The 17856-nt window shown below is 50.7% G+C and carries 21 protein-coding genes and 1 tRNA gene; 17 read left to right on the forward strand and 5 right to left on the reverse strand.

The genetic code is table 11. The features are described from left to right. The first annotated feature begins 34 nt into the window (after positions 1 to 34). Genes DSZ37_RS05385 through DSZ37_RS05430 form a run of 10 tightly spaced genes read left to right on the forward strand, consistent with a single transcriptional unit; the run spans position 35 to position 7529 of the window. Positions 35 to 766 carry a site-2 protease family protein gene (locus DSZ37_RS05385; protein WP_242978573.1) on the forward strand — a complete coding sequence of 244 codons (732 nt, stop codon included), beginning with the start codon at positions 35 to 37 and terminating at the stop codon, positions 764 to 766. A 3-nt stretch (positions 767 to 769) separates the two neighbouring features. After that, positions 770 to 1525: a segregation and condensation protein A gene (locus tag DSZ37_RS05390; RefSeq protein ID WP_109725919.1), complete on the forward strand. Its 756-nt coding sequence runs from the start codon at positions 770 to 772 to the stop codon at positions 1523 to 1525. Continuing rightward, entirely contained in the window at positions 1495 to 2076 is a 582-nt protein-coding gene (gene scpB / locus DSZ37_RS05395) for an SMC-Scp complex subunit ScpB (RefSeq protein ID WP_109725920.1), read from the forward strand. The genes DSZ37_RS05390 and scpB overlap by 31 nt, the downstream gene beginning before the upstream one ends. Positions 2077 to 2097: 21 nt before the next feature. Continuing rightward, complete coding sequence (locus DSZ37_RS05400; RefSeq protein ID WP_109725921.1) at positions 2098 to 3057, forward strand: hypothetical protein; 960 nt, start codon at positions 2098 to 2100, stop codon at positions 3055 to 3057. A gap of 10 nt (positions 3058 to 3067) precedes the next feature. After that, positions 3068 to 3502 (forward strand): GerW family sporulation protein, encoded by a 435-nt coding sequence (locus DSZ37_RS05405; RefSeq protein ID WP_109725922.1) that lies wholly within the window; start codon positions 3068 to 3070, stop codon positions 3500 to 3502. 58 nt (positions 3503 to 3560) lie between these two features. Next, positions 3561 to 4709, forward strand: a complete 1149-nt coding sequence (locus DSZ37_RS05410) for a D-alanyl-D-alanine carboxypeptidase family protein (RefSeq protein WP_109725923.1) — start codon at positions 3561 to 3563, stop codon at positions 4707 to 4709. Between the two features lie 13 nt (positions 4710 to 4722). After that, positions 4723 to 5454: a pseudouridine synthase gene (locus tag DSZ37_RS05415; protein ID WP_109725924.1), complete on the forward strand. Its 732-nt coding sequence runs from the start codon at positions 4723 to 4725 to the stop codon at positions 5452 to 5454. Between the two features lies 1 nt (position 5455). After that, the gene (locus tag DSZ37_RS05420; RefSeq protein ID WP_109725925.1) at positions 5456 to 5848 is read left to right on the forward strand and encodes a hypothetical protein; all 393 of its coding nucleotides are present in this window, start codon (positions 5456 to 5458) and stop codon (positions 5846 to 5848) included. 6 nt (positions 5849 to 5854) lie between these two features. Beyond that, entirely contained in the window at positions 5855 to 6802 is a 948-nt protein-coding gene (metA, locus tag DSZ37_RS05425) for a homoserine O-acetyltransferase MetA (RefSeq protein ID WP_109725926.1), read from the forward strand. Positions 6803 to 6818: 16 nt separating this feature from the next. Next, complete coding sequence (locus tag DSZ37_RS05430; RefSeq protein WP_109725927.1) at positions 6819 to 7529, forward strand: hypothetical protein; 711 nt, start codon at positions 6819 to 6821, stop codon at positions 7527 to 7529. A gap of 49 nt (positions 7530 to 7578) precedes the next feature. Here DSZ37_RS05430 and DSZ37_RS05435 read toward each other — a convergent pair whose 3' ends face one another. After that, entirely contained in the window at positions 7579 to 8430 is an 852-nt protein-coding gene (locus DSZ37_RS05435; RefSeq protein WP_109725928.1) for a polysaccharide deacetylase family protein, read from the reverse strand. Positions 8431 to 8551: 121 nt separating this feature from the next. Between DSZ37_RS05435 and spoIIP the strand changes: the two genes are divergently transcribed. Further along, positions 8552 to 9709, forward strand: a complete 1158-nt coding sequence (spoIIP, locus tag DSZ37_RS05440; protein WP_109725929.1) for a stage II sporulation protein P — start codon at positions 8552 to 8554, stop codon at positions 9707 to 9709. Position 9710: 1 nt separating this feature from the next. After that, positions 9711 to 10010, forward strand: a complete 300-nt coding sequence (locus DSZ37_RS05445; RefSeq protein WP_109725930.1) for a hypothetical protein — start codon at positions 9711 to 9713, stop codon at positions 10008 to 10010. Here the strand turns inward: DSZ37_RS05445 and DSZ37_RS05450 are convergent. Then, entirely contained in the window at positions 9999 to 10550 is a 552-nt protein-coding gene (locus DSZ37_RS05450) for a hypothetical protein (RefSeq protein ID WP_109725931.1), read from the reverse strand. The two genes, DSZ37_RS05445 and DSZ37_RS05450, sit on opposite strands and share 12 nt — an antisense overlap. Before the next feature lie 102 nt (positions 10551 to 10652). Between DSZ37_RS05450 and DSZ37_RS05455 the strand changes: the two genes are divergently transcribed. Continuing rightward, positions 10653 to 10727 (forward strand) — tRNA-Arg (locus tag DSZ37_RS05455). 358 nt (positions 10728 to 11085) lie between these two features. After that, complete coding sequence (locus DSZ37_RS05460) at positions 11086 to 11553, forward strand: AlbA family DNA-binding domain-containing protein (RefSeq protein WP_109725932.1); 468 nt, start codon at positions 11086 to 11088, stop codon at positions 11551 to 11553. 81 nt (positions 11554 to 11634) lie between these two features. On the opposite strand, the gene DSZ37_RS05465 is transcribed toward DSZ37_RS05460, so the two are convergent. After that, positions 11635 to 12114, reverse strand: coding sequence for a peptidoglycan-binding domain-containing protein (locus tag DSZ37_RS05465; protein WP_109725933.1), 480 nt, complete (start codon positions 12112 to 12114; stop codon positions 11635 to 11637). A 293-nt stretch (positions 12115 to 12407) separates the two neighbouring features. Here DSZ37_RS05465 and DSZ37_RS05470 point away from each other — a divergent pair, with 293 nt between their 5' ends. Together DSZ37_RS05470 and DSZ37_RS05475 are read left to right on the forward strand one after the other, a co-directional pair. Further along, positions 12408 to 12986 carry an RNA polymerase sigma factor gene (locus DSZ37_RS05470; protein ID WP_109725934.1) on the forward strand — a complete coding sequence of 193 codons (579 nt, stop codon included), beginning with the start codon at positions 12408 to 12410 and terminating at the stop codon, positions 12984 to 12986. Next, positions 12983 to 14425, forward strand: coding sequence for a hypothetical protein (locus tag DSZ37_RS05475; RefSeq protein WP_109725935.1), 1443 nt, complete (start codon positions 12983 to 12985; stop codon positions 14423 to 14425). The genes DSZ37_RS05470 and DSZ37_RS05475 overlap by 4 nt, the downstream gene beginning before the upstream one ends. Positions 14426 to 14677: 252 nt before the next feature. Here the strand turns inward: DSZ37_RS05475 and pta are convergent, their stop codons facing one another. Beyond that, positions 14678 to 15694, reverse strand: a complete 1017-nt coding sequence (gene pta, locus DSZ37_RS05480) for a phosphate acetyltransferase (protein ID WP_109725936.1) — start codon at positions 15692 to 15694, stop codon at positions 14678 to 14680. Between the two features lie 323 nt (positions 15695 to 16017). Here pta and DSZ37_RS05485 point away from each other — a divergent pair, with 323 nt between their 5' ends. Then, the gene (locus DSZ37_RS05485) at positions 16018 to 17001 is read left to right on the forward strand and encodes an AAA family ATPase (protein WP_109725937.1); all 984 of its coding nucleotides are present in this window, start codon (positions 16018 to 16020) and stop codon (positions 16999 to 17001) included. A gap of 167 nt (positions 17002 to 17168) precedes the next feature. Here DSZ37_RS05485 and DSZ37_RS05490 read toward each other — a convergent pair whose 3' ends face one another. Further along, complete coding sequence (locus DSZ37_RS05490; RefSeq protein WP_109725938.1) at positions 17169 to 17855, reverse strand: ECF transporter S component; 687 nt, start codon at positions 17853 to 17855, stop codon at positions 17169 to 17171. Position 17856 lies beyond the last annotated feature (1 nt).

Here is a 17856-nt window from a genome sequence, read left to right on the forward strand (position 1 = left end):
TATCATAACATCTCCCGAAAGGTTTTATTATAATATGAGCGCATTTTACAGATTTTTACTCATACTCATAAGCAGAGCTCTTGTCATGGTGGGACTCATGCCGCTGGCTGCCTTTGCCAAGGCAGGCGTCGCACATCTCCTTGGGGACGATACTCCGAAGCTGAACGGCAGGCTCAGTCTGGACTTCAGAAAGCACATGGACCGTCAGGGAATGCTTACGACTCTCATTCTGGGCTTCGGCTGGAGCAAGGAGATGAACTACGATGTCTCAAACCTGAAACACATGAAGCGTGATATCACCCTCATCTCACTGGCGGCTCCGCTGACATACTTTGTCTCATACATTCTTATATACAATCTCTCGGGCGCCCTCTACGGACTGGCTCCCGATTCCATACTTCTGGCAAGCCTTTTCAGAATACTCAGGGGAGCGGCTTATACAGGACTCTGCTTCGGAGTCATCGCACTTCTGCCCCTGCCTCCTCTGGACGGCTTCCAGATATTCTACCAGTTCTCATGGCCAAAGTTCAGAAGATGGTACTTCAGCCGCTACAAGCAGATAATGAAGTGGTCGCAGTACATTCTCTACGGCATTTTTCTCCTCGCCATCATCACCGACGGCGAGATATCTGTCATAGGCTGGCTGGCTGGTCTGTGGCGCTGGGCTGTACTCGACCGACTTGTATTCTTCCATGTCAATTTCATGGAGATACCATACAAGATCATTAAGATCGTCTTCGGTAATAACTTTTTCTATCTGGAGTGATATATGGAGACCATTTCTTTCAAGCTTGAGGTGTTTGAGGGACCTCTGGACCTCCTCCTCAGCCTTATTGCAAAGCACAAGCTGAATATCTGCGATATTGAGATATCAAAGCTGCTGGAGCAGTACCTGCTCTATATAGATCAGGCTCATGAGCAGAATCTGGAGCTTGCAGGGGAATTCCTCGAAATGGCTGCAAGACTCATATATATAAAGACGGCTTCACTTCTGCCCCAGCCCGAGGAGGCTGAACAGATGAAGCGCGAGCTGGAGGGCGCTCTCATTGAGTACTCTCTCTGCAAGATAGCGGCAAAAACTCTGGCGGACGCCTTTGTGGGCGGCAATATCTTCGTGAGAAGCCCCATGAAGATAAAGGCGGATATGACCTATACACTGGTCCATGAGCCCGAGAGACTGGCTGTCGCTTACAGCGCCATCTCACTTAAAAATATAAAGTCGGAACACGCAAAGCTCCACGTTGAGAACAAGATAAACTCAGTGGTGAAGCGGCGTATCGTTTCCGTTATGACAAAGGTGGTACACATTCTCCGTCAGCTCTATGACTCGGGAGAGGTCTATATGGACAAGCTCTATGAGGGAGTCACCGACCGCTCCGCAAGAGTTGCCACGTTCCTCGCGGTGCTGGAGCTCACCAGACACGGACGTATCACCATAAGCGACGATAATACCATGATATTCTTCAAGGGAAGAAAGAACGGAGTGGATAGATCTTGGAGATCAAAGACAAGCTCGGAGCAATAGAGGCTATACTCTTTGCAAGCGGCGAGCCTATTGAGATATACCGCCTCTCGGAGGCAAGCGGAGTTGACGCAGGCACACTGCCTTCCATGATAAGGCTGCTCAATGAGCGCTATGAGGACTGCGGCAGCGGTATCTGCATAAAAAAGCTGGACAGCAGCTTCCAGATGTGTACCCGTGAGGAGTTCGCCCCTCAGGTCAGAGCGGCTCTCGAAACAAAGAGAACGGCTCCTCTCTCAAACGCAGCTATGGAGGCTCTTACCATAATCGCCTATAATCAGCCTGTTTCAAAGGGCTTCGTGGAGAATGTCCGCGGCATCGACAGCTCATCGGTCATCAATAACCTTGTGGAAAAGGGACTGGTGGAGGAGGCAGGACGCCTTGACGTTCCCGGAAAGCCTATAGTGTACAGAACTACGGCGGTGTTCCTGAGAAGCTTCGGACTCAGCTCCGTGGCAGACCTGCCGCCCCTTCCCGGTCAGAGCGACCTTGTCCTTGAGACCGAGGAGGAGTTCGTGGACAGAGAGCTGGCAGAGGCTCAGCAGACACAATAATCACCGAAAGGAGCCGCAGGATTGATCGTACTGAAAATACTGCTATATATACTTCTTGCCGTTTTAGGCATCATACTACTTGTGCTCATCACTCCTGCGGGAGGCGAGCTAAGCTACATCGACGGCAAATTCAGCTATAAAGTCAAGCTGTGGATAATCAATATCATGGACTCCGACGGCGGCGGTCTTTACAACTGGTGGAAAAAGCGGAAGGCAAGCAAAAAGGACAAGCCAAAGAAGCCGAAAAAGGAAAAGCCCGTCAAGGAGAAGAAGTCCCGCAAAAAGAAGAAGGAACGGGACGAGTATGAGTGGGAAAAGGAGCTTGACGACATTCCCGTAAACGATCCCGAGGCGGATATGCTCCCTGCGGAGACTGCTTCACAGGAAAGTACAGCTTCCGCGGCTGAGGAAACAGACCATACCGACAGCTTTTCGGAGGAAGCCGGCGAGGAGGAGGCTCCCGAGAAGAAAAAGGACAAAAAGAAGAAAAAGAAGAAGGACGAGGACTTTGACGACGATCCCTTCGATGAAGATGATGACAGCGCTGACAAGTCTCAGTACGAGGACAAAAAGTCCGTCAGCGACAAGATAGAGTTCATAGTCGGCATCTGGGAGAGCGCTCAGCGCCCCCTGCTGAAGATATTCAAGGGCTTCAAGCTGAAGGACCTGTATATCGATTTCGTTATCGCCGACGAGGACGCCTATGACTGCGCCATGAAGTACGGCAAGTACTCCGCTCTGGTGTACAACGGCATAGCATTTTTCAGCCAGCTCTTTACCGTAAGGCTGAAAACTATCGACGTTCAGCCGCAGTTCGGCGTGTCAAAAGGACGCTGGGACGCCGCAGGAAAGCTTTCCTTCCGTCTCGGTACAGTGGTCATTGCAGGAGCATGGTTCCTGATGACATATATTTTCAGGACTTTCATTCCCGGAAAGCTGAGAAAACGCAAATTGAAAAAATCCGCCGCAAGGCAGAAGTGAGGTATAAATCATGAGTGCAAACAACACACCAGTAAGCGATCTCTTGGGGATTTCCATTGAAAAGATCAAGGAGATGGCTGACGTAAACGCAATTATCGGTGAGCCTATCAAGCTTCCCGACGGAACTACCATCATTCCCGTATCAAAGGTGAGCTACGGCTTCGCTTCGGGCGGTTCGGACCTGCCCTCAAAGTATGACAAGGACCTCTTCGGAGGCGGAGCAGGAGCAGGAGTTTCCATCAAGCCCGAGGGCTTCCTCGTTATCTCTCCCGACGGTTCCGCAAAGATGGTGACAATGGAGGGCTCCAGCGATCCCATCAGCGCTGCTATCGAGAAGATGCCAGGCATCATCGACAAGGTCAGCGGATTTATCAGCAAGAGAAAGGGAAACTCCGACGACACTGCCGCAGGCGGTATCACAGACGAGTCTGTTCCCCTTAACTGAGAATAAATAATAAGCCGCGGGCATAACCTTTAGTATATCAATATACGGAGGTGCGCCCATGAAATGGCTCGTTTCTATATCTGCGGCAGCGGTGATCGCTGCTGCTGCGGTCTGTCCGTCAGGTGCTCTCGGAGCCGAATATCCACAGGTATCCGCAAGGGCTGCTGTGGTCATATCTGCCGACACAGGTGAGATAGTCCACGGGGTCAATGCTTCCGAGAAGCTTCCCATGGCAAGCACCACCAAGATAATGACGACCCTGCTTTGTCTCGAAAGCGGCGGACTCTATGAGGAGTTCACCGTGGACAGCGATGCCATTAAGGTGGAGGGCTCGTCTATGGGCTTGCAGGAGGGTGACACTGTCACAAAGTACGCACTGTGCTGCGGTATGCTGCTTCCCTCGGGGAATGACGCTGCCAATGCTGCTGCCGTAAGGATAGCAGGCAGCATTGAGGCTTTCGCGGAAATGATGAACGACCGCGCCCGACAAATGGGACTTTCAAGGACATATTTCGTCACGCCCTCGGGGCTTGAGGGAGAGGGGCACGGCTCCTCGGCGGCTGATATGGCGCTCCTTGCCCGTGAGGCGCTGAGGAACGATATTTTCCGCAGTATATGCTCACAGAGCAGCATGAAGGTGAAGTTCGGCTCGCCGCCCTATGACAGGTGGCTGAGGAACACCAATAAGCTCCTCGGTATGTACGACGGAGTTTACGGCGTTAAGACGGGCTTTACCGACGAGGCGGGACGCTGTCTGGTGTCTGCCTGCGAAAGAGAGGGCAAGGACCTCATCTGCGTGACCCTCAGCGACAGCAATGACTGGAACGACCATATGGCGCTGTATGACAGCAGCTTTGAAAATGTAAGGCTTGCGGAAATATGCCTTCCGCAGGATATCTCCGCGGATATTGTGGGCGGAAACGCCGAAAGGCTCAGGATAGTTCCCGAAAAGGACACTGTCTCGGTCACCACCCTCGCAGGAAGTGAGGAGGACTTCACCTTTACGGTGATGAGCAGTCCTTTCCTGTATGCTCCCGTAAATGAGGGGGATAAGGTGGGGAGCCTGTCGGTGAGCTTCCTCGGCAGAGAGGTGGAAAGGGTGGACCTTTTCGCGGCGGAGAATGTGTCCGCAAAGGCTGTGAAGCCGCGAAACAAAAGCCTTTTTCAGAAAATAATGGATAAGATCGGGAGCTTTTTCTCCCATTAAGGATAGGATAACTTTGGAAAAAATAAGAATTCAGAAAATGATCGCCGACTGCGGCGTATGCTCCCGCCGAAAGGCTGAGGAGCTCATAACACAGGGCAGGGTAAAGCTCAACGGCCGCCCTGTCAAGCTGGGCGATAAGTGCGGCTTCAAGGACCTGATCACCGTTGACGGCGAGAGGATATATATGCCCAAGAAGCGCAGCTTCGTCTACCTGATGATGAACAAGCCCAGAGGCTATGTTACCACCGTTTCCGATGAGCTGGACAGGCGCTGCGTCATGGACCTCCTTACCGATGTGGAGGAGAGAGTATACCCCGTAGGACGCCTTGACAGGAACTCGGAGGGACTTCTTCTCTTTACCAACGACGGCGAGTTCGCCAACAGCATCATGCACCCCAGCCGCCATATCTCCAAGACCTACCGCGTTACGGTGCGTCCCGACATCACCGACGAGCAGCTGGTAAGGCTCTCAGAGGGCGTTGAGATAGACGGCAGGAAAACTCTCCCTGCCACCGTAGTCGTAAAGGACAAGGCTGAGGGCAGAGTGGTGCTCCTCATGACCATCAAGGAGGGCAGGAACCGCCAGATAAGAAAGATGTGCGAGGCTGTGGGACTGGAGGTCGCAAGGCTCCGCCGCATAAGCATAGGTCCCCTGAAGCTGGGTATGCTCAAGCCCGGCACTTACCGCGACCTGACCGCCGAGGAGCTCCGCGCCATCAGAAATGCCATTGGCAAGGAGAAGTGATATGCTGGAAATTCAGGAAAGATTCGATACCGTCGGCTATGAGAGCCTTGTAAAGGCTGCGGGAAGCAGTCAGCTCCATATCACGGAAGCCCTTGACAGGGGCGAGGTCATCGGCTATATCGCTTATTCCTACGGCAGCGAAAGAACTGTGGTCTATGACTACGACGACTGCGGAGATATGATGCTCTGTGACGGGCTTGTACGCTCCGTCATGCTCAAGAGCGTGCTGAAAGGCATAAACCATATGCTGTTTCAGATAGAGGACGAAAGCAAATTCGAGACCCTCAGAAAGCTAAGATTTTTAAGCGGCGACAGCAGACAGTGCGGCGACCTTGAAAGCTTCATGAACGGCTGTCAGAGCTGCAAGAGCAAGAAAGATGAAAAGAAAGGATAGATTTGAGTGCCCATCAGGATTTCTTCAGAGCTCCCTGCATTCAAGACTCTCGGCGAGGAGAACATCTTCGTTATGTCAAAGGAGAGAGCGGAGCATCAGGACATCCGTCCGCTGAAGGTGATTATTCTCAATATAATGCCTAAAAAAATAGAGACCGAGAGCCAGCTCATGAGGCTCCTCAGTAACACGCCCTTACAGGTGGATGTGGAGCTGCTCCAGATGGCTTCCCATGTGTCAAAGAACACCTCCTCGACCCACCTTGATTCCTTCTACAAGACCTTCGACGAGATAGCCGATTACCGCTATGACGGCATGATAATCACAGGCGCTCCCGTTGAGCTTCTGGAATTCGAGCAGGTGGACTACTGGAAGGAGATATGCAGCATTATGGAGTGGTCAAAGACCCACGTCTTTTCCACACTGTATATCTGCTGGGCTGCACAGGCAGGTCTTTATTATCACTACGGAATACCCAAATACACACTTGACCATAAGATGTTCGGCATCTTCCCTCACAGGGCGGAGGTCAGCAACTGTCAGCTCCTCAGGGGCTTTGACGATATCTTCTATGTGCCCCATTCAAGGAACACGGAGGTCCGCAGAGAGGATATCGAGCGTATCCCTCAGCTGGAGATACTTACCTCATCGGATATCGCGGGAGTACACATCGTCGCTAACAAAAACGGCAGACAGTACTTCATCACGGGACACTCCGAGTACGACAGGGACACCATCGCCAACGAGTACAGACGCGACCTTGAAAAGGGTATCGACATACAGCTGCCCTATAATTATTTCCCCGGGGACAACCCCGACAATGTTCCCGTTTTCTCATGGAGATGCACGGCAAATCTTATGTTCTCAAACTGGCTGAACTATTGCGTATACCAGAAAACTCCCTATAATCTGGACGAGCTTGAGGTACGCAACTGGAACTGGCAGACAAGTCTTTAAAAGGAGCTGAAAAACTATGGATGATTTCTACGGAAACAACAACGGCAACGGCTACAACAACGGCGGCTATAACAATAACGGTTACGGCAGCGGTTACAACAACAATGGCTATGGCAGCAATGGTTACAACAGCAATGGTTACAACAACAATGGATACGGCAGCAACGGCTACAACAACGGTCAGAACTTCGGCTATAACAGCGATTATGAGCCCGAGCAGAGGGGCGGAGCTGGTCTCGCCATAGCATCATTCGTGCTTTCACTGGTGAACCTGCTGCTTTGCTGCACCATGCTCAGTATCATTACAGTTCCCCTGTGTCTTATCTTCTCCATAATCTCACTTGTGAAAAAGAGAAAGGGAACTGCATTCGCCATCATCGGTCTCATTATAGCCCTTATCAGCGGCGCACTGTTTGCTTACCGCGGCGTTATGGTCTACCGTTTCTTCTCCGACGGAGTATGGTCCGATTTCGTTTACTTCGCCGAGAATGAGGAGCAGATCATCGAGGACTACGAAAGAGACGGCACTATCCCCGACAGGTACGACAAGTATCGTTCCTCCAAGTACGACAAGATATGGAAGGACAGCGGTTTCGAGGACTTCGACGATTTCTTCGACCAGTTCATCAAGCAGCGCAAGGCAGAGGGTAACGGCTCGGGAAGCTATTCAACGGGAAAAAGCTCCACAGACCTTGCACTTGGCTTTCAGCCTGCACTTTTAGTATAATATGACATGACAAGTCCCCGAGCGCTCAGAACGGCGCACGGGGGCTTTTTTATTCTGTCAGGCGCTCCATGAAGTCCTCGGTGGAGAGAAGTCCGCTGCGGTTATAGCGGAATATGCCGTAAAGGCAGTCGGGGTCACGGGTGATGAGGTTCATGCCCTCGCGGCAGGTCAGGGTCATGAGTATGCCGCTGTCACGGAGCACGGGAAGGCTTTCGGGGCAGAGCGAGCCGAAAGGATAGGCGAATACAACAGGGGAGACTCCGCAGTTCAGCTGAAGCTCCGTGCGGAGGAGCCCCACATCTGCGGAGAGCATGGCGGAGTAGTCCTCCACGGTCTCGTCGGGGAGCCTTGCACAGCCCTTTCTGACATTGCCCGAGTGCAGGTCGTAGGTGTGGCTGCCTATCTCTATGCGTCCCGAGGAGAGAAGCTCCGAAACGTCCTCCCATGTGAGATATGAGTAGCTGTCGGCGTGAGGGTCGGCGGCTGCATAATCATCGGTGTACCTGCCAACAATAGATACAACGGCGGTCATATCGTACTTCTCCAGCAGGGGCAGGGCAAGGGAGAGATTGTTGTAAAAGCCGTCGTCAAAGGTTATGAGCACAGGCTTTTCGGGGAGCTTCCCCACGCCCCTTGTGTAGCTGATGAGCTGCTCGGCGGTGACGCTCTCAAAGCCATTGTCACTGAGCCATGAAAGGTCGCTTTCAAGCTGTCGGGGAGTGACGGTGTAGGGGGAGGGCTCCTTCTCGCATACGCTGTGGTACATGATGACGGGCAGAGACACGGGAGCTTCCGCGGAGTTGTCCGCAAAGGTGGGGATAAGGGCAAAGCCTGCCCCCAGAAGCACAAGGAGGGCTGAGACTGCTGCAATAAGCCTTTTCAGGCGGAAACATCTGAACATGGTATCACCTCACTGAATAATATGCTGAAAAATGCGGAAGAATGACGATAAAACGGGGACATACTTCCCGTATAAGGCTAATATACTTATTTCAGAGGAATTACTTGTGAGGTGAGTATTTATGACGCGCCATAGACGCAGAAAGCTGAGAGGACTTATGAAATGCACGGCGGCGGTGATACTGCCCCTTTTTGTGGCGGCAGGTGCAAGGGGAGCGGCTTATGTGAGCAGGGCTGTTACGGGTGAGGGCAGAGCGGTGACGCAGAGTACCGAGGGGGCGGCGGCTCCCGTAAAGGCGGCTAAAAAGGAGAGCAAGCTGACCTTCACGGAGCTTCCCGACGAGAGCGTAATGCTGTCGGAGGGCTACGGTATCGAGGATGAGAGCGGCAGCAGGGAGCTTCTCAGGCTGCCCTCTCCGCAGGATATGACCTCGGCTGATGCAGGTGCAAAGCCATACCCCACACACTGGGAAACGGGTGAGGGGGAGATAGTCCGCACAACCTACGGGCGGTACAGCAGCAGCGCATTCTTCGACCTTGAGGGCGGAGGACAGGTCAATAACAAGACCGATATCCCCAACGAGGAGCTTATCCGCGAAAGCGCCTGCCTGCCAAATTTCACCGTGGAGGATACAGATGAGCCCCTTGTGCTCCTCTACCATACCCATACCACCGAGAGCTTCGAGCCATACGTCAGGGAGCACTATGACAGCAGCTTCAACTACCGCACCACCGACGATACCAAGAACGTGGTAATGGTGGGGGACGCAATTCAGGCGGAGCTTGAAGCTCAGGGCATAGGCGTTATCCACGCAAGGGAGATACACGACTATCCCTCCTATAACGGCTCATACGCGCGGAGCCGCGAGACTATCACGCCCATTCTGGAGAAGTACCCCAGCATAAAGGTGGTGCTGGACATACACAGGGACGCCATTGCAGGAGAGGGCTACGCCTATCAGCCATTTGTTGAGGTCAGCGGCAGAGAGGCTTCGCAGATAATGATAATATCGGGCTGCGACGACGGTACCCTCGGTATGCCCGATTATATGCAGAATTTTCACTTTGCCTGCACCCTCCAGCAGAAGCTGGAGTCCGACTATGAGGGCTTTACCCGACCTATCCTGTTCGATTACAGACACTATAATCAGGACCTCACCAACGGCAGCCTGCTCATCGAGGTGGGCTCCCACGGAAATACTCTGGAGCAGTCTCAGTACGCAGGACAGCTTTTCGGCAGGTCGCTGGGGGAGCTGCTCAATTCCATGAAAGGAAGATAATATGCACAGAAAAAAGAAAATAACCGTCCTCAGAGCAGTTTTCATGTATCTGCTGCTGAGCGGCGGCTCGTGGATGTTCATATATTCTTATGCCAATTCCTGCAATCACATGAGGGGAGAGTACATGGTCCCTGCTCAGATGGTGGTGGAGGACGAGAGGGCAACTGTGGATATACTCGGTCACAGTGCCGAGTTCAGCATATCGGACATAGCCCCCCACAGCAAGCTCTACTGCGGAGCCTATCTGCTCTCGCCGGATGATTTGAGGCTTGCGGCATATGTGGTGTCGTTATGTATATAGCTTGGACTGTCTTGCGTAGTAGAAGGTGTTCAGCTCGCCCGTATAGATAAGGTCAGCCCCGGGGAAGCTGCGGAAATCGTCGGGCTTATACAGTGAGAAAGCCTTGTCGAGATGAATGCCTATTTTGTCCATGGTGTAGGCTACGAACTGCGAACAGACGAAGCTCCTCTCGCGCTTCCACTCGATATTGAAGTAAACGGCGAGGAGTCCGAGTAGGTTGTAGGAATATATCTTCCTGTGCTCGGAGAAGTGATTGATTATTTTGTTATAGGCTTCCTTCTGCTCGGGAGTTACGCTTATGCGGTATATCTCGCAGGGTATATTGTGGTACTGCCCGAGGGTACCCTGACCCACTATTTCCTTGTTGAAGGTAGCAGGAAGTGGAAACGGTCGGTATGTACGGCAGAAGCTGTACATCTCCGAAAGCTGTATATCTCCCGAAAGAGAAACATGATTATACGGTTTTTTTGTTAGAAATTTGAAGAATCGTGCGGGTCTTGTACCTGTCTGTGCAACTATCAGATAAATGTAGTCCCCCAAAACGTTCCCTCCTAATTTATTTTTTATAATTATATCATAAATGCTTGCAAATTTCAAGAGTTTTTGCTATAATTATATTGTTGTATGTAATTTTATTGATATGCGCCTGTAGCTCAGGGGATAGAGCATCGGCCTCCGACGCCGTGTGCGCTGGTTCGATTCCAGTCAGGCGTACCAGCACAGAGCCTGTGCTCCCGACCACGGGGGCGCTCGCAGGCTCGCTTACCGTTATCGGAAATGATAGTTGTACATCGCTTACAGCACTTTTATTGTTTCTGTCACAGTCATACAGCGGGGAGCCCCCGCGGGCAAACCACGTTGTCGCTCGCAGGCTCGCTTACCGTTATCGGGAATGATAGTTGTGCATCGCTTACGGCACTTTCGGGATAGCAGGTACAGCAAATCAGAGCTGAGCCGTTTTTCGGCGAAGTCATCAGTGAATAGTGAATAGTGCTTTGCAGTGCTGTTTGCTGTTCACTTTTCGTTATTTACTAAGCACTAATAACTAAGCACTCACGCGAGGGGGGAGAGTCGCATGATAGATATTGACAATATCGAAAAGTATAAGGAGAATAACCGCATAGAAGCCAAAAAGGCAACAGGCGGACTTCCCATTAGTCTGTGGGAGACATACTCCGCATTTGCAAATACCCTCGGCGGTATCATACTCCTCGGCGTGGAGGAGTTCCCCGACAGGTCACTTCACCCTGTTGACCTGCCAGACCCTCAGTGGCTCATCAGCGACTTCTGGGACATTATGAACGACCGCAGAAAGGTGAGCCGCAATATCCTCACCGAAAATGACGTCCGTATCGTCGAAACAGAGGGCAAGCACATCATCGTTATCAATGTTCCCCGTGTGAAAAAGGGCGAGGAACCCATTTACATAGGCGGCAGTCCATACACAGGCACCTACAGGCGCAGCGGTGACGGTGACTACCGATGCAGCGTCGAGGAGGTCGCGGAAATGCTCAGAGAGGCTGAAAAGCAGCGCCGCCATTGAGCAGCTTTAGTTTGCTGCATATGTCTGAAATAAGAAAACTCCCCTCATGTGAGGGGAGTTGTTGTTTTGTTAATTTGTTAATTACCAGCCGCAGTGCTGAATGCCAAATTTATCGCCGTTCTTTAACATTTCCTTCATAGCAAAGTGGGTATTAGGACCATAAACTCCATCAACAGTCAATGGCTGAAAAGGATAATATCCTCTTTTTTTCATAAGCGTATTTACCAATTTCTGGAAATAACTAACTGCCTGATATGTCTGATTACCATAGCTTCCGTCAATCGGCATAGGGTAGCCTACAAGGTATTTGATAGCCTTCTGTATCCATGCGACCTTAGTACCGTATGAACCGATATAAAAATTCTCATAGCCAACGGGAGCACCGTACCAGAATTCTTGATCATCGGGAGTATAACCATTACTGTACTCAGGGTGAACTGCTGCATCTGCAACGATAGTTGTATCCGACTTAGGTAAAATGTTTTTTGTTATGACTGTTCCGGTTCCGAGAAGTGTGAATGCCATAACGAATGCTGAAACTCTTTTAATTACGTTGTTCATTATAATTGAATCCTTTATATTGTATTTAAAGCGGCCACTTCATACTACATATTATACAGCAAAATGTGTTAAAAGTCAACTGATTAAGTACACAATCGCTAATATGATTTTTTAAAGTCGCCGAAAAAAGCAATATCAGGAGCTTTGGACTCAAAAAAAGACCGCGTGAATGCGGTTTCTGCTCATTGGTATATAAATATCATGATCGGTGGTCGATCATTTTTTGTAAACAGGTCAGAAAATCTCATGGCAAAGCGAGTGTAATATATGAATGCATTCAAAGGAGTGAAACGATGACAGATAAAGAGCTGAGCCGCATGATGGAGCAGTCAGCCGAGGAAGGCAGACGGGCTCTGTTCGATGAATACTGCGGCTACGTCTATGCAATTTGCGCCAACAAGCTCAAAGGCTGCGGAAGTCCCGAGGACACGGACGAGTGTCTAAGCGATACCTTTGCGGCGGTATTCCGCTATCTCGAAAGCCACAAAGCTGCCGACGGAGACCTGAAAGGCTTGATAGGCACCATTGCAAAGCGTACTGCGGTAAGCTATTTCAGGCGGCTTTCCGCAAAAAAGGATACTACCGTATCTATGGAGTCGGAGACCGTGGGAGAGCTTTCTTCCGACATCAGAGTCGATGAGTCCGCGGAGCTCTCGGCTCTGCGCGAGACAGTTCTCGACTGCATAAAAAGCCTCGGGGAGCCCGATTCTTCCATCATCGTTTACTTCTATTACTACGGAATGAAAACCAGACAGATAGCCGCACTTGTGGGACTGAGCGATATTGCTGTGCAGAAAAGGCTCAGCAGGTCAAGAAAAAAGCTCAGGGAACTACTCAGCGCGGCAGGTATCACAGAGGAGGGATCACAATGAGAACAGACGATGTATTCAATGACATCGACAGCAGAACAGCAGACAGGCTCGCAAAAGAGTATCCCGTCCTCAGAGACGAGCAGAAAGAGAGGCTGTACGCCATGAGTAAAAGAAAGTTTGATATAAAGATCGACAACAGCAGTATTGACGTATCGGGAGTTGAGAAATACCGCAGACCAAAGTGGTATAAGGGCGTAAGTGTTGCAGCAGCGGCTTTGCTCCTTGTATCAGGCATAGGCGGCAGTATGTACTATATCAGCCGCAGCGGCTGGAGTGCATCTACCCAGATTGTGGGAACCTTAGCAGAGACCACCGAGGTCACAACAGAAGACCTTACCGAGGAGCAGACCGAAGCCGAGGAAGCCGACACAGAGGCTGTTGCAAAGGCTCTCATTGACGATTACAGAGAGTTTATGTGCGTCCTTTATGGAGGAGACCTTGAAGTTGACAAGTCTGATATTATCACAAGGGCAATAACACTTCCCGACAACGACGTTACCTTTGACAGAGAGTTCTATCGCGTTACCGATTCCAGATTTCCCACATGGGCAGATATAGAAAAGCGCTGTTATGAGATACTCGATACCGAGCTTGCACAGAGAATACTCGAAATTAGTACCGAGAATACAGAAGATATTATGGGCAATCCGTTTTTCTGTGTCACTGAGGACGGATACTACGTCGAAACAGGTCTGCATGATAATGGCATAGACCCGTTATCGACCAGCGAATATGACATGAATGTCCATACCGATGAAAACGGCAATATAATCGCAACAATTGTAGAGACAGAGCTCCGCGAAGTCCATGATTATCCAATCCCCGAGACCACATTCACCATTGTGAACAGCGAAAACGGCTGGCGAATAAGCGATGTTACGGAAAAGCCCCTTGATGATTCAATCGAGGACAGCACCGACGCAGACGCTATAGCCAAGGAGCTTACAGATGATTGGATTGAGTGCTTATTTGATATTCACGGAAGAACTCTTGAGGTTGACAGGTCATCGGTTGTTACCAAGACAATTAAATCTGATGATGGAAGTGAGTTCACGAGAGACTTTTATCGTGTTATTGACCCGAGATACCCAACATGGGAAGATCTGGAAAAAAGATGCTATGAGGTCTGCGATGCAGAACTCGGAAAGATAGTCCTTGACGCTTGTGGCTGCGCAAGGGAAGAGGATATAGACTACACGACTCTGATATTTACAACAGATGACGGGTATTATGTTAATACAGAGACCTGCGACACAAGCGACAGGCTGTACAAGTGGTTAGATGACGAAGTAAAGGGCGAGTTCGACGAGAACGGAAATATAATTACGACACGAAGCCATATTGATTTAGACATTGACCCCAATCGTACTTATAAGACAAAGTTTACTATCGTAAAGACCGAGAGCGGCTGGCGTATCAGCAAGGCTGAGGAAGAGTAATGTAAACTCCCTTCTCAGGACAGCACCGACGCCGAATAAAGCCAAATCAGCCGTTAGCCATTAGCCATTAGCAAAAAAACGGGACTGCAAAAAACGCAGTCCCTTTTTTCTGATTTAATATGATCTTACTGTTACTTACGGGACGTCGAGGACGCCGTCCCCTACATATAATCCCGTTTTATTAAGATTTAACTCAACCATAATTATGCATTATGCATTATGAATTATGCATTGATAAATGCTTCGCATTTATCAAGCCATGCCTGCTGTGATGATAGCCATTTTGTAAACTTCGTCAGCGTTGCAGCCTCTTGAAAGGTCGTTGATAGGAGCGTTAAGTCCCTGAAGGATAGGACCGTATGCCTCGTAGCCGCCAAGTCTCTGAGCTATCTTGTAGCCGATGTTTCCTGCCTCGATGAGGGGGAAGATGAATGTGTTAGCCTGTCCTGCTACCTTTGAGTCGGGGCACTTTGTCTTTGCAACCTCTGCCGAAACAGCAGCGTCGAACTGGAACTCACCGTCGATAACGAGATCGGGGTCGATGTTTCTTGCCTCGATAACAGCGTCGTGGCTGAGCTGAACTGTGCCGCCCTTGCCTGAGCCGTATGTAGAGAAGCTGAGAACAGCTACCTTGGGGTCGATGCCGAAGAAATCAGCTGTCTTTGCAGTCTCAACAGCTACCTCTGCCAGCTTTCTTGCACCTGTGAGAACAACATTGCCCTCCTTGTCAACTGTATCCTCATAGCTGAGGTTGATAGCGCAGTCGCCCATAGCTATCTTCTCTTCCTTGCCGTCCTTCTCTCTGAAGAGAATGAATGAGGAGCTTACCAGATTTGAGCCCTTCTTGGTCTTGATTATCTGGAGAGCAGGTCTTACTGTATCGGCTGTGGAGTATGTAGCACCGCCGAGGAGAGCGTCTGCCTTTCCTGCCTTTACGAGCATTGTTCCGAAGTAGTTGGACTTTGCCAGAGCAGCGCGGCACTCATCCTCAGTCATCTTTCCCTTTCTGAGCTCGAACATCTGAGCAACGAGAGCGTCCATCTCGGGATATGTAGCAGGGTCAAGAATCTCTGCGCCGTCGATATTGAAGCCGCCGTTCTTGGCAGCTGCCTTTACCTCGTCAACGTTTCCGCAGAGGATAACGCCCATAAGGTCTTCCTTGATAAGTCTGTCAGCAGCGGAGAGGATACGGGGATCGCTTCCCTCAGTGAAGACGATGGTTTTCTTGCTGGATTTAAGGTTTGCAATAAGCTTGTCAAACATTCCCATTTTGAGATACCTCCATTGGATTTAAATTTTACCTTACCATTATATCACACCTGTCGCGCAAAGTCAATCTCTTTAATTGTAGGGGAAGCCGCCTCGGCGTTCCGCTTGAGTGATCAGTTATGTGGGGGCTTCATAATCCGTTCCATCACCAATAAGCAGTGCCCCAAATCTATGATTTGGATGGCAATGCTATATGCAAAGCCGGGCGAGCTGCAAGCTAAGGGCTCTAATTGTAAACTTTCTGTGATATACAATGGTTTTCCGTTGGTTGAGAGGGCTTTACGGACCTATAGTGAAAAAACATTTCAAGGAGGACTTTCACTATGGAAGCAAAAAGCTGTATCTACAACATGGCAAAAATTCAGGAGACCGAGACAGAATGGCTCTGGTACCCCTATATCCCTTACGGCAAGGTCACTATCATTCAGGGCGACCCCGGCGAGGGCAAGACCACTCTTGCGCTGAATATCGCTGCGGCTCTCACAAAGGGCGAGAACGTGACGGGGGGCAAGACAGACCCGATTACAGGGCAGGAGCTCTATCCCGTGCCTGTGCTGTTCCAGACTGCCGAGGACGGTCTGGCGGATACGATAAAGCCCCGTCTTGTTGCGGCGGGGGCTGACTGCGGCTATATAAGCGGCGTTGACGAGAGCGTCTATCCTCTCACCATTACCGACGGACGACTTGACGAAGCCCTCAGGCTCACCAACGCAAGGCTCATTATCCTCGACCCTTTGCAGGCTTATCTGGGTGCGGACGTTGATATGCACCGCGCCAACGAGATACGTCCCGTTATGAGCTATCTCTCCAATATGGCGGAGCAGTTCGGCTGTGCCATTATCCTCATCGGACACATGAACAAGAACACGGGTGCAAAGGCGGCTTACCGCGGACTGGGCTCCATAGACCTGACAGCTGCCGCAAGAAGCGTTCTTCTGGTAGCCCGTGACAAGCGCGACACCGACAGGCGCATAGTCATGCACATAAAGAGTTCCCTTGCAAGAGAGGGAAAGCCCGTGGCGTTCAGACTTGGGGACAACAACAGCTTCACCTATGAGGGAGAGTGCGAGGCTGACCCCGACAGCATTCTTCTGGGAATGGGAAGTCCTCAGCCAAAGCAGACCGAACTTTCAAGACAGCTGCTTATGGCGGAACTGGGAAGCGGCGAGGCAAAGTCCGTAAAGTCACTTATTGCAAAGGCAGCGGAGATAGGTGTGACTTATGACATAATGAAAAAGATAAAAGATGAACTGCATATAATCTCAGAAAGACATGGTAATACATGGTTCTGGAAGTGGGAACAATAATTCCTCCTTCTCCCTTTCCCTCTTGCCCGATATGCAATGTGCTTTATCGATTTAAACTGTGGGTGTGAAGGGGGGAAGGGAGAATGTTATAGGAGAGAGAAGAGGTGGTAGGGGCTGATGCCCACATCAGCCAGTCCCTTAACCGAAAGGGTTGCCGACACTTGTACTCACACCCCGTACTTGGTCTTGATACGGGAGAGCTTCTCGCCGAAGGGTTTTGCCAGCAGATAAAGAAACAGCACGTTTGACACCGCATAGCTGACAGTATAGGGCACAGCGGACACCAGTGCCGCCAGATAGAGCTTTATGTCAAAGCCGCGGTTGTACCAGAGGACTGTCCAGATGTCCATTATAAATGAGTAGGCGATACCCGTCAGCGCTCCGTAGATGAGGAGCAGGGCACGGCTTTTCAGCAGCTTTTCCGAGAATATGCCTGCGAACAGCCCGATGAGTCCCCATGCCAGCATCTGAAAGGCTGTCCACGGACCCTGTCCGAAGTAGAAGTTGGAGAGTATGGCGGACATGGCTCCCACGAGGAAGCCTGCTTCTCCGCCGAGATACAGGGCAGTGATTATGGTGAGGGCGGCTATGGGTTTGAGTATGGGTATGAACCTTCCTGCGAAGCAAAGGGCAGTCATAACGGCTGCTATGACCATTCGGCGCGTTCCTGTGGACTTCTTCTCGAAGCCTGCCGCAAAGAGCAGCAGTGCCGACACCGCAACTGCAAGGGCTATGATTATGTGCTTTTTTTCGTCAAAGGCGAGGGCTCCAAGGACTGTAATGAGGGGAACCGCTATGAATGGCACCACCACGCGGATAGTGTCGCGGAGCCTTTTGCTTTTTATCAGCAGCATA

Origin of the sequence: Ruminococcus flavefaciens (genome assembly GCF_900116855.1) — a bacterium.
Taxonomy (GTDB): Bacteria; Bacillota; Clostridia; order Oscillospirales; family Ruminococcaceae; genus Ruminococcus; species Ruminococcus flavefaciens_R.

Coding starts and splice junctions, on each gene's coding strand:
- DSZ37_RS05385 (WP_242978573.1), top strand. CDS start 35: ATGAGCGCATTTTACAGATTTTTACTCATACTCATAAGCAGAGCTCTT.
- DSZ37_RS05390 (WP_109725919.1), top strand. CDS start 770: ATGGAGACCATTTCTTTCAAGCTTGAGGTGTTTGAGGGACCTCTGGAC.
- DSZ37_RS05405 (WP_109725922.1), top strand. CDS start 3,068: ATGAGTGCAAACAACACACCAGTAAGCGATCTCTTGGGGATTTCCATT.
- DSZ37_RS05410 (WP_109725923.1), top strand. CDS start 3,561: ATGAAATGGCTCGTTTCTATATCTGCGGCAGCGGTGATCGCTGCTGCT.
- DSZ37_RS05420 (WP_109725925.1), top strand. CDS start 5,456: ATGCTGGAAATTCAGGAAAGATTCGATACCGTCGGCTATGAGAGCCTT.
- DSZ37_RS05430 (WP_109725927.1), top strand. CDS start 6,819: ATGGATGATTTCTACGGAAACAACAACGGCAACGGCTACAACAACGGC.
- DSZ37_RS05435 (WP_109725928.1), bottom strand. CDS start 8,430: ATGTTCAGATGTTTCCGCCTGAAAAGGCTTATTGCAGCAGTCTCAGCC.
- spoIIP (WP_109725929.1), top strand. CDS start 8,552: ATGACGCGCCATAGACGCAGAAAGCTGAGAGGACTTATGAAATGCACG.
- DSZ37_RS05445 (WP_109725930.1), top strand. CDS start 9,711: ATGCACAGAAAAAAGAAAATAACCGTCCTCAGAGCAGTTTTCATGTAT.
- DSZ37_RS05460 (WP_109725932.1), top strand. CDS start 11,086: ATGATAGATATTGACAATATCGAAAAGTATAAGGAGAATAACCGCATA.
- DSZ37_RS05465 (WP_109725933.1), bottom strand. CDS start 12,114: ATGAACAACGTAATTAAAAGAGTTTCAGCATTCGTTATGGCATTCACA.
- DSZ37_RS05470 (WP_109725934.1), top strand. CDS start 12,408: ATGACAGATAAAGAGCTGAGCCGCATGATGGAGCAGTCAGCCGAGGAA.
- DSZ37_RS05475 (WP_109725935.1), top strand. CDS start 12,983: ATGAGAACAGACGATGTATTCAATGACATCGACAGCAGAACAGCAGAC.
- pta (WP_109725936.1), bottom strand. CDS start 15,694: ATGGGAATGTTTGACAAGCTTATTGCAAACCTTAAATCCAGCAAGAAA.
- DSZ37_RS05485 (WP_109725937.1), top strand. CDS start 16,018: ATGGAAGCAAAAAGCTGTATCTACAACATGGCAAAAATTCAGGAGACC.
- DSZ37_RS05490 (WP_109725938.1), bottom strand. CDS start 17,855: ATGCTGCTGATAAAAAGCAAAAGGCTCCGCGACACTATCCGCGTGGTG.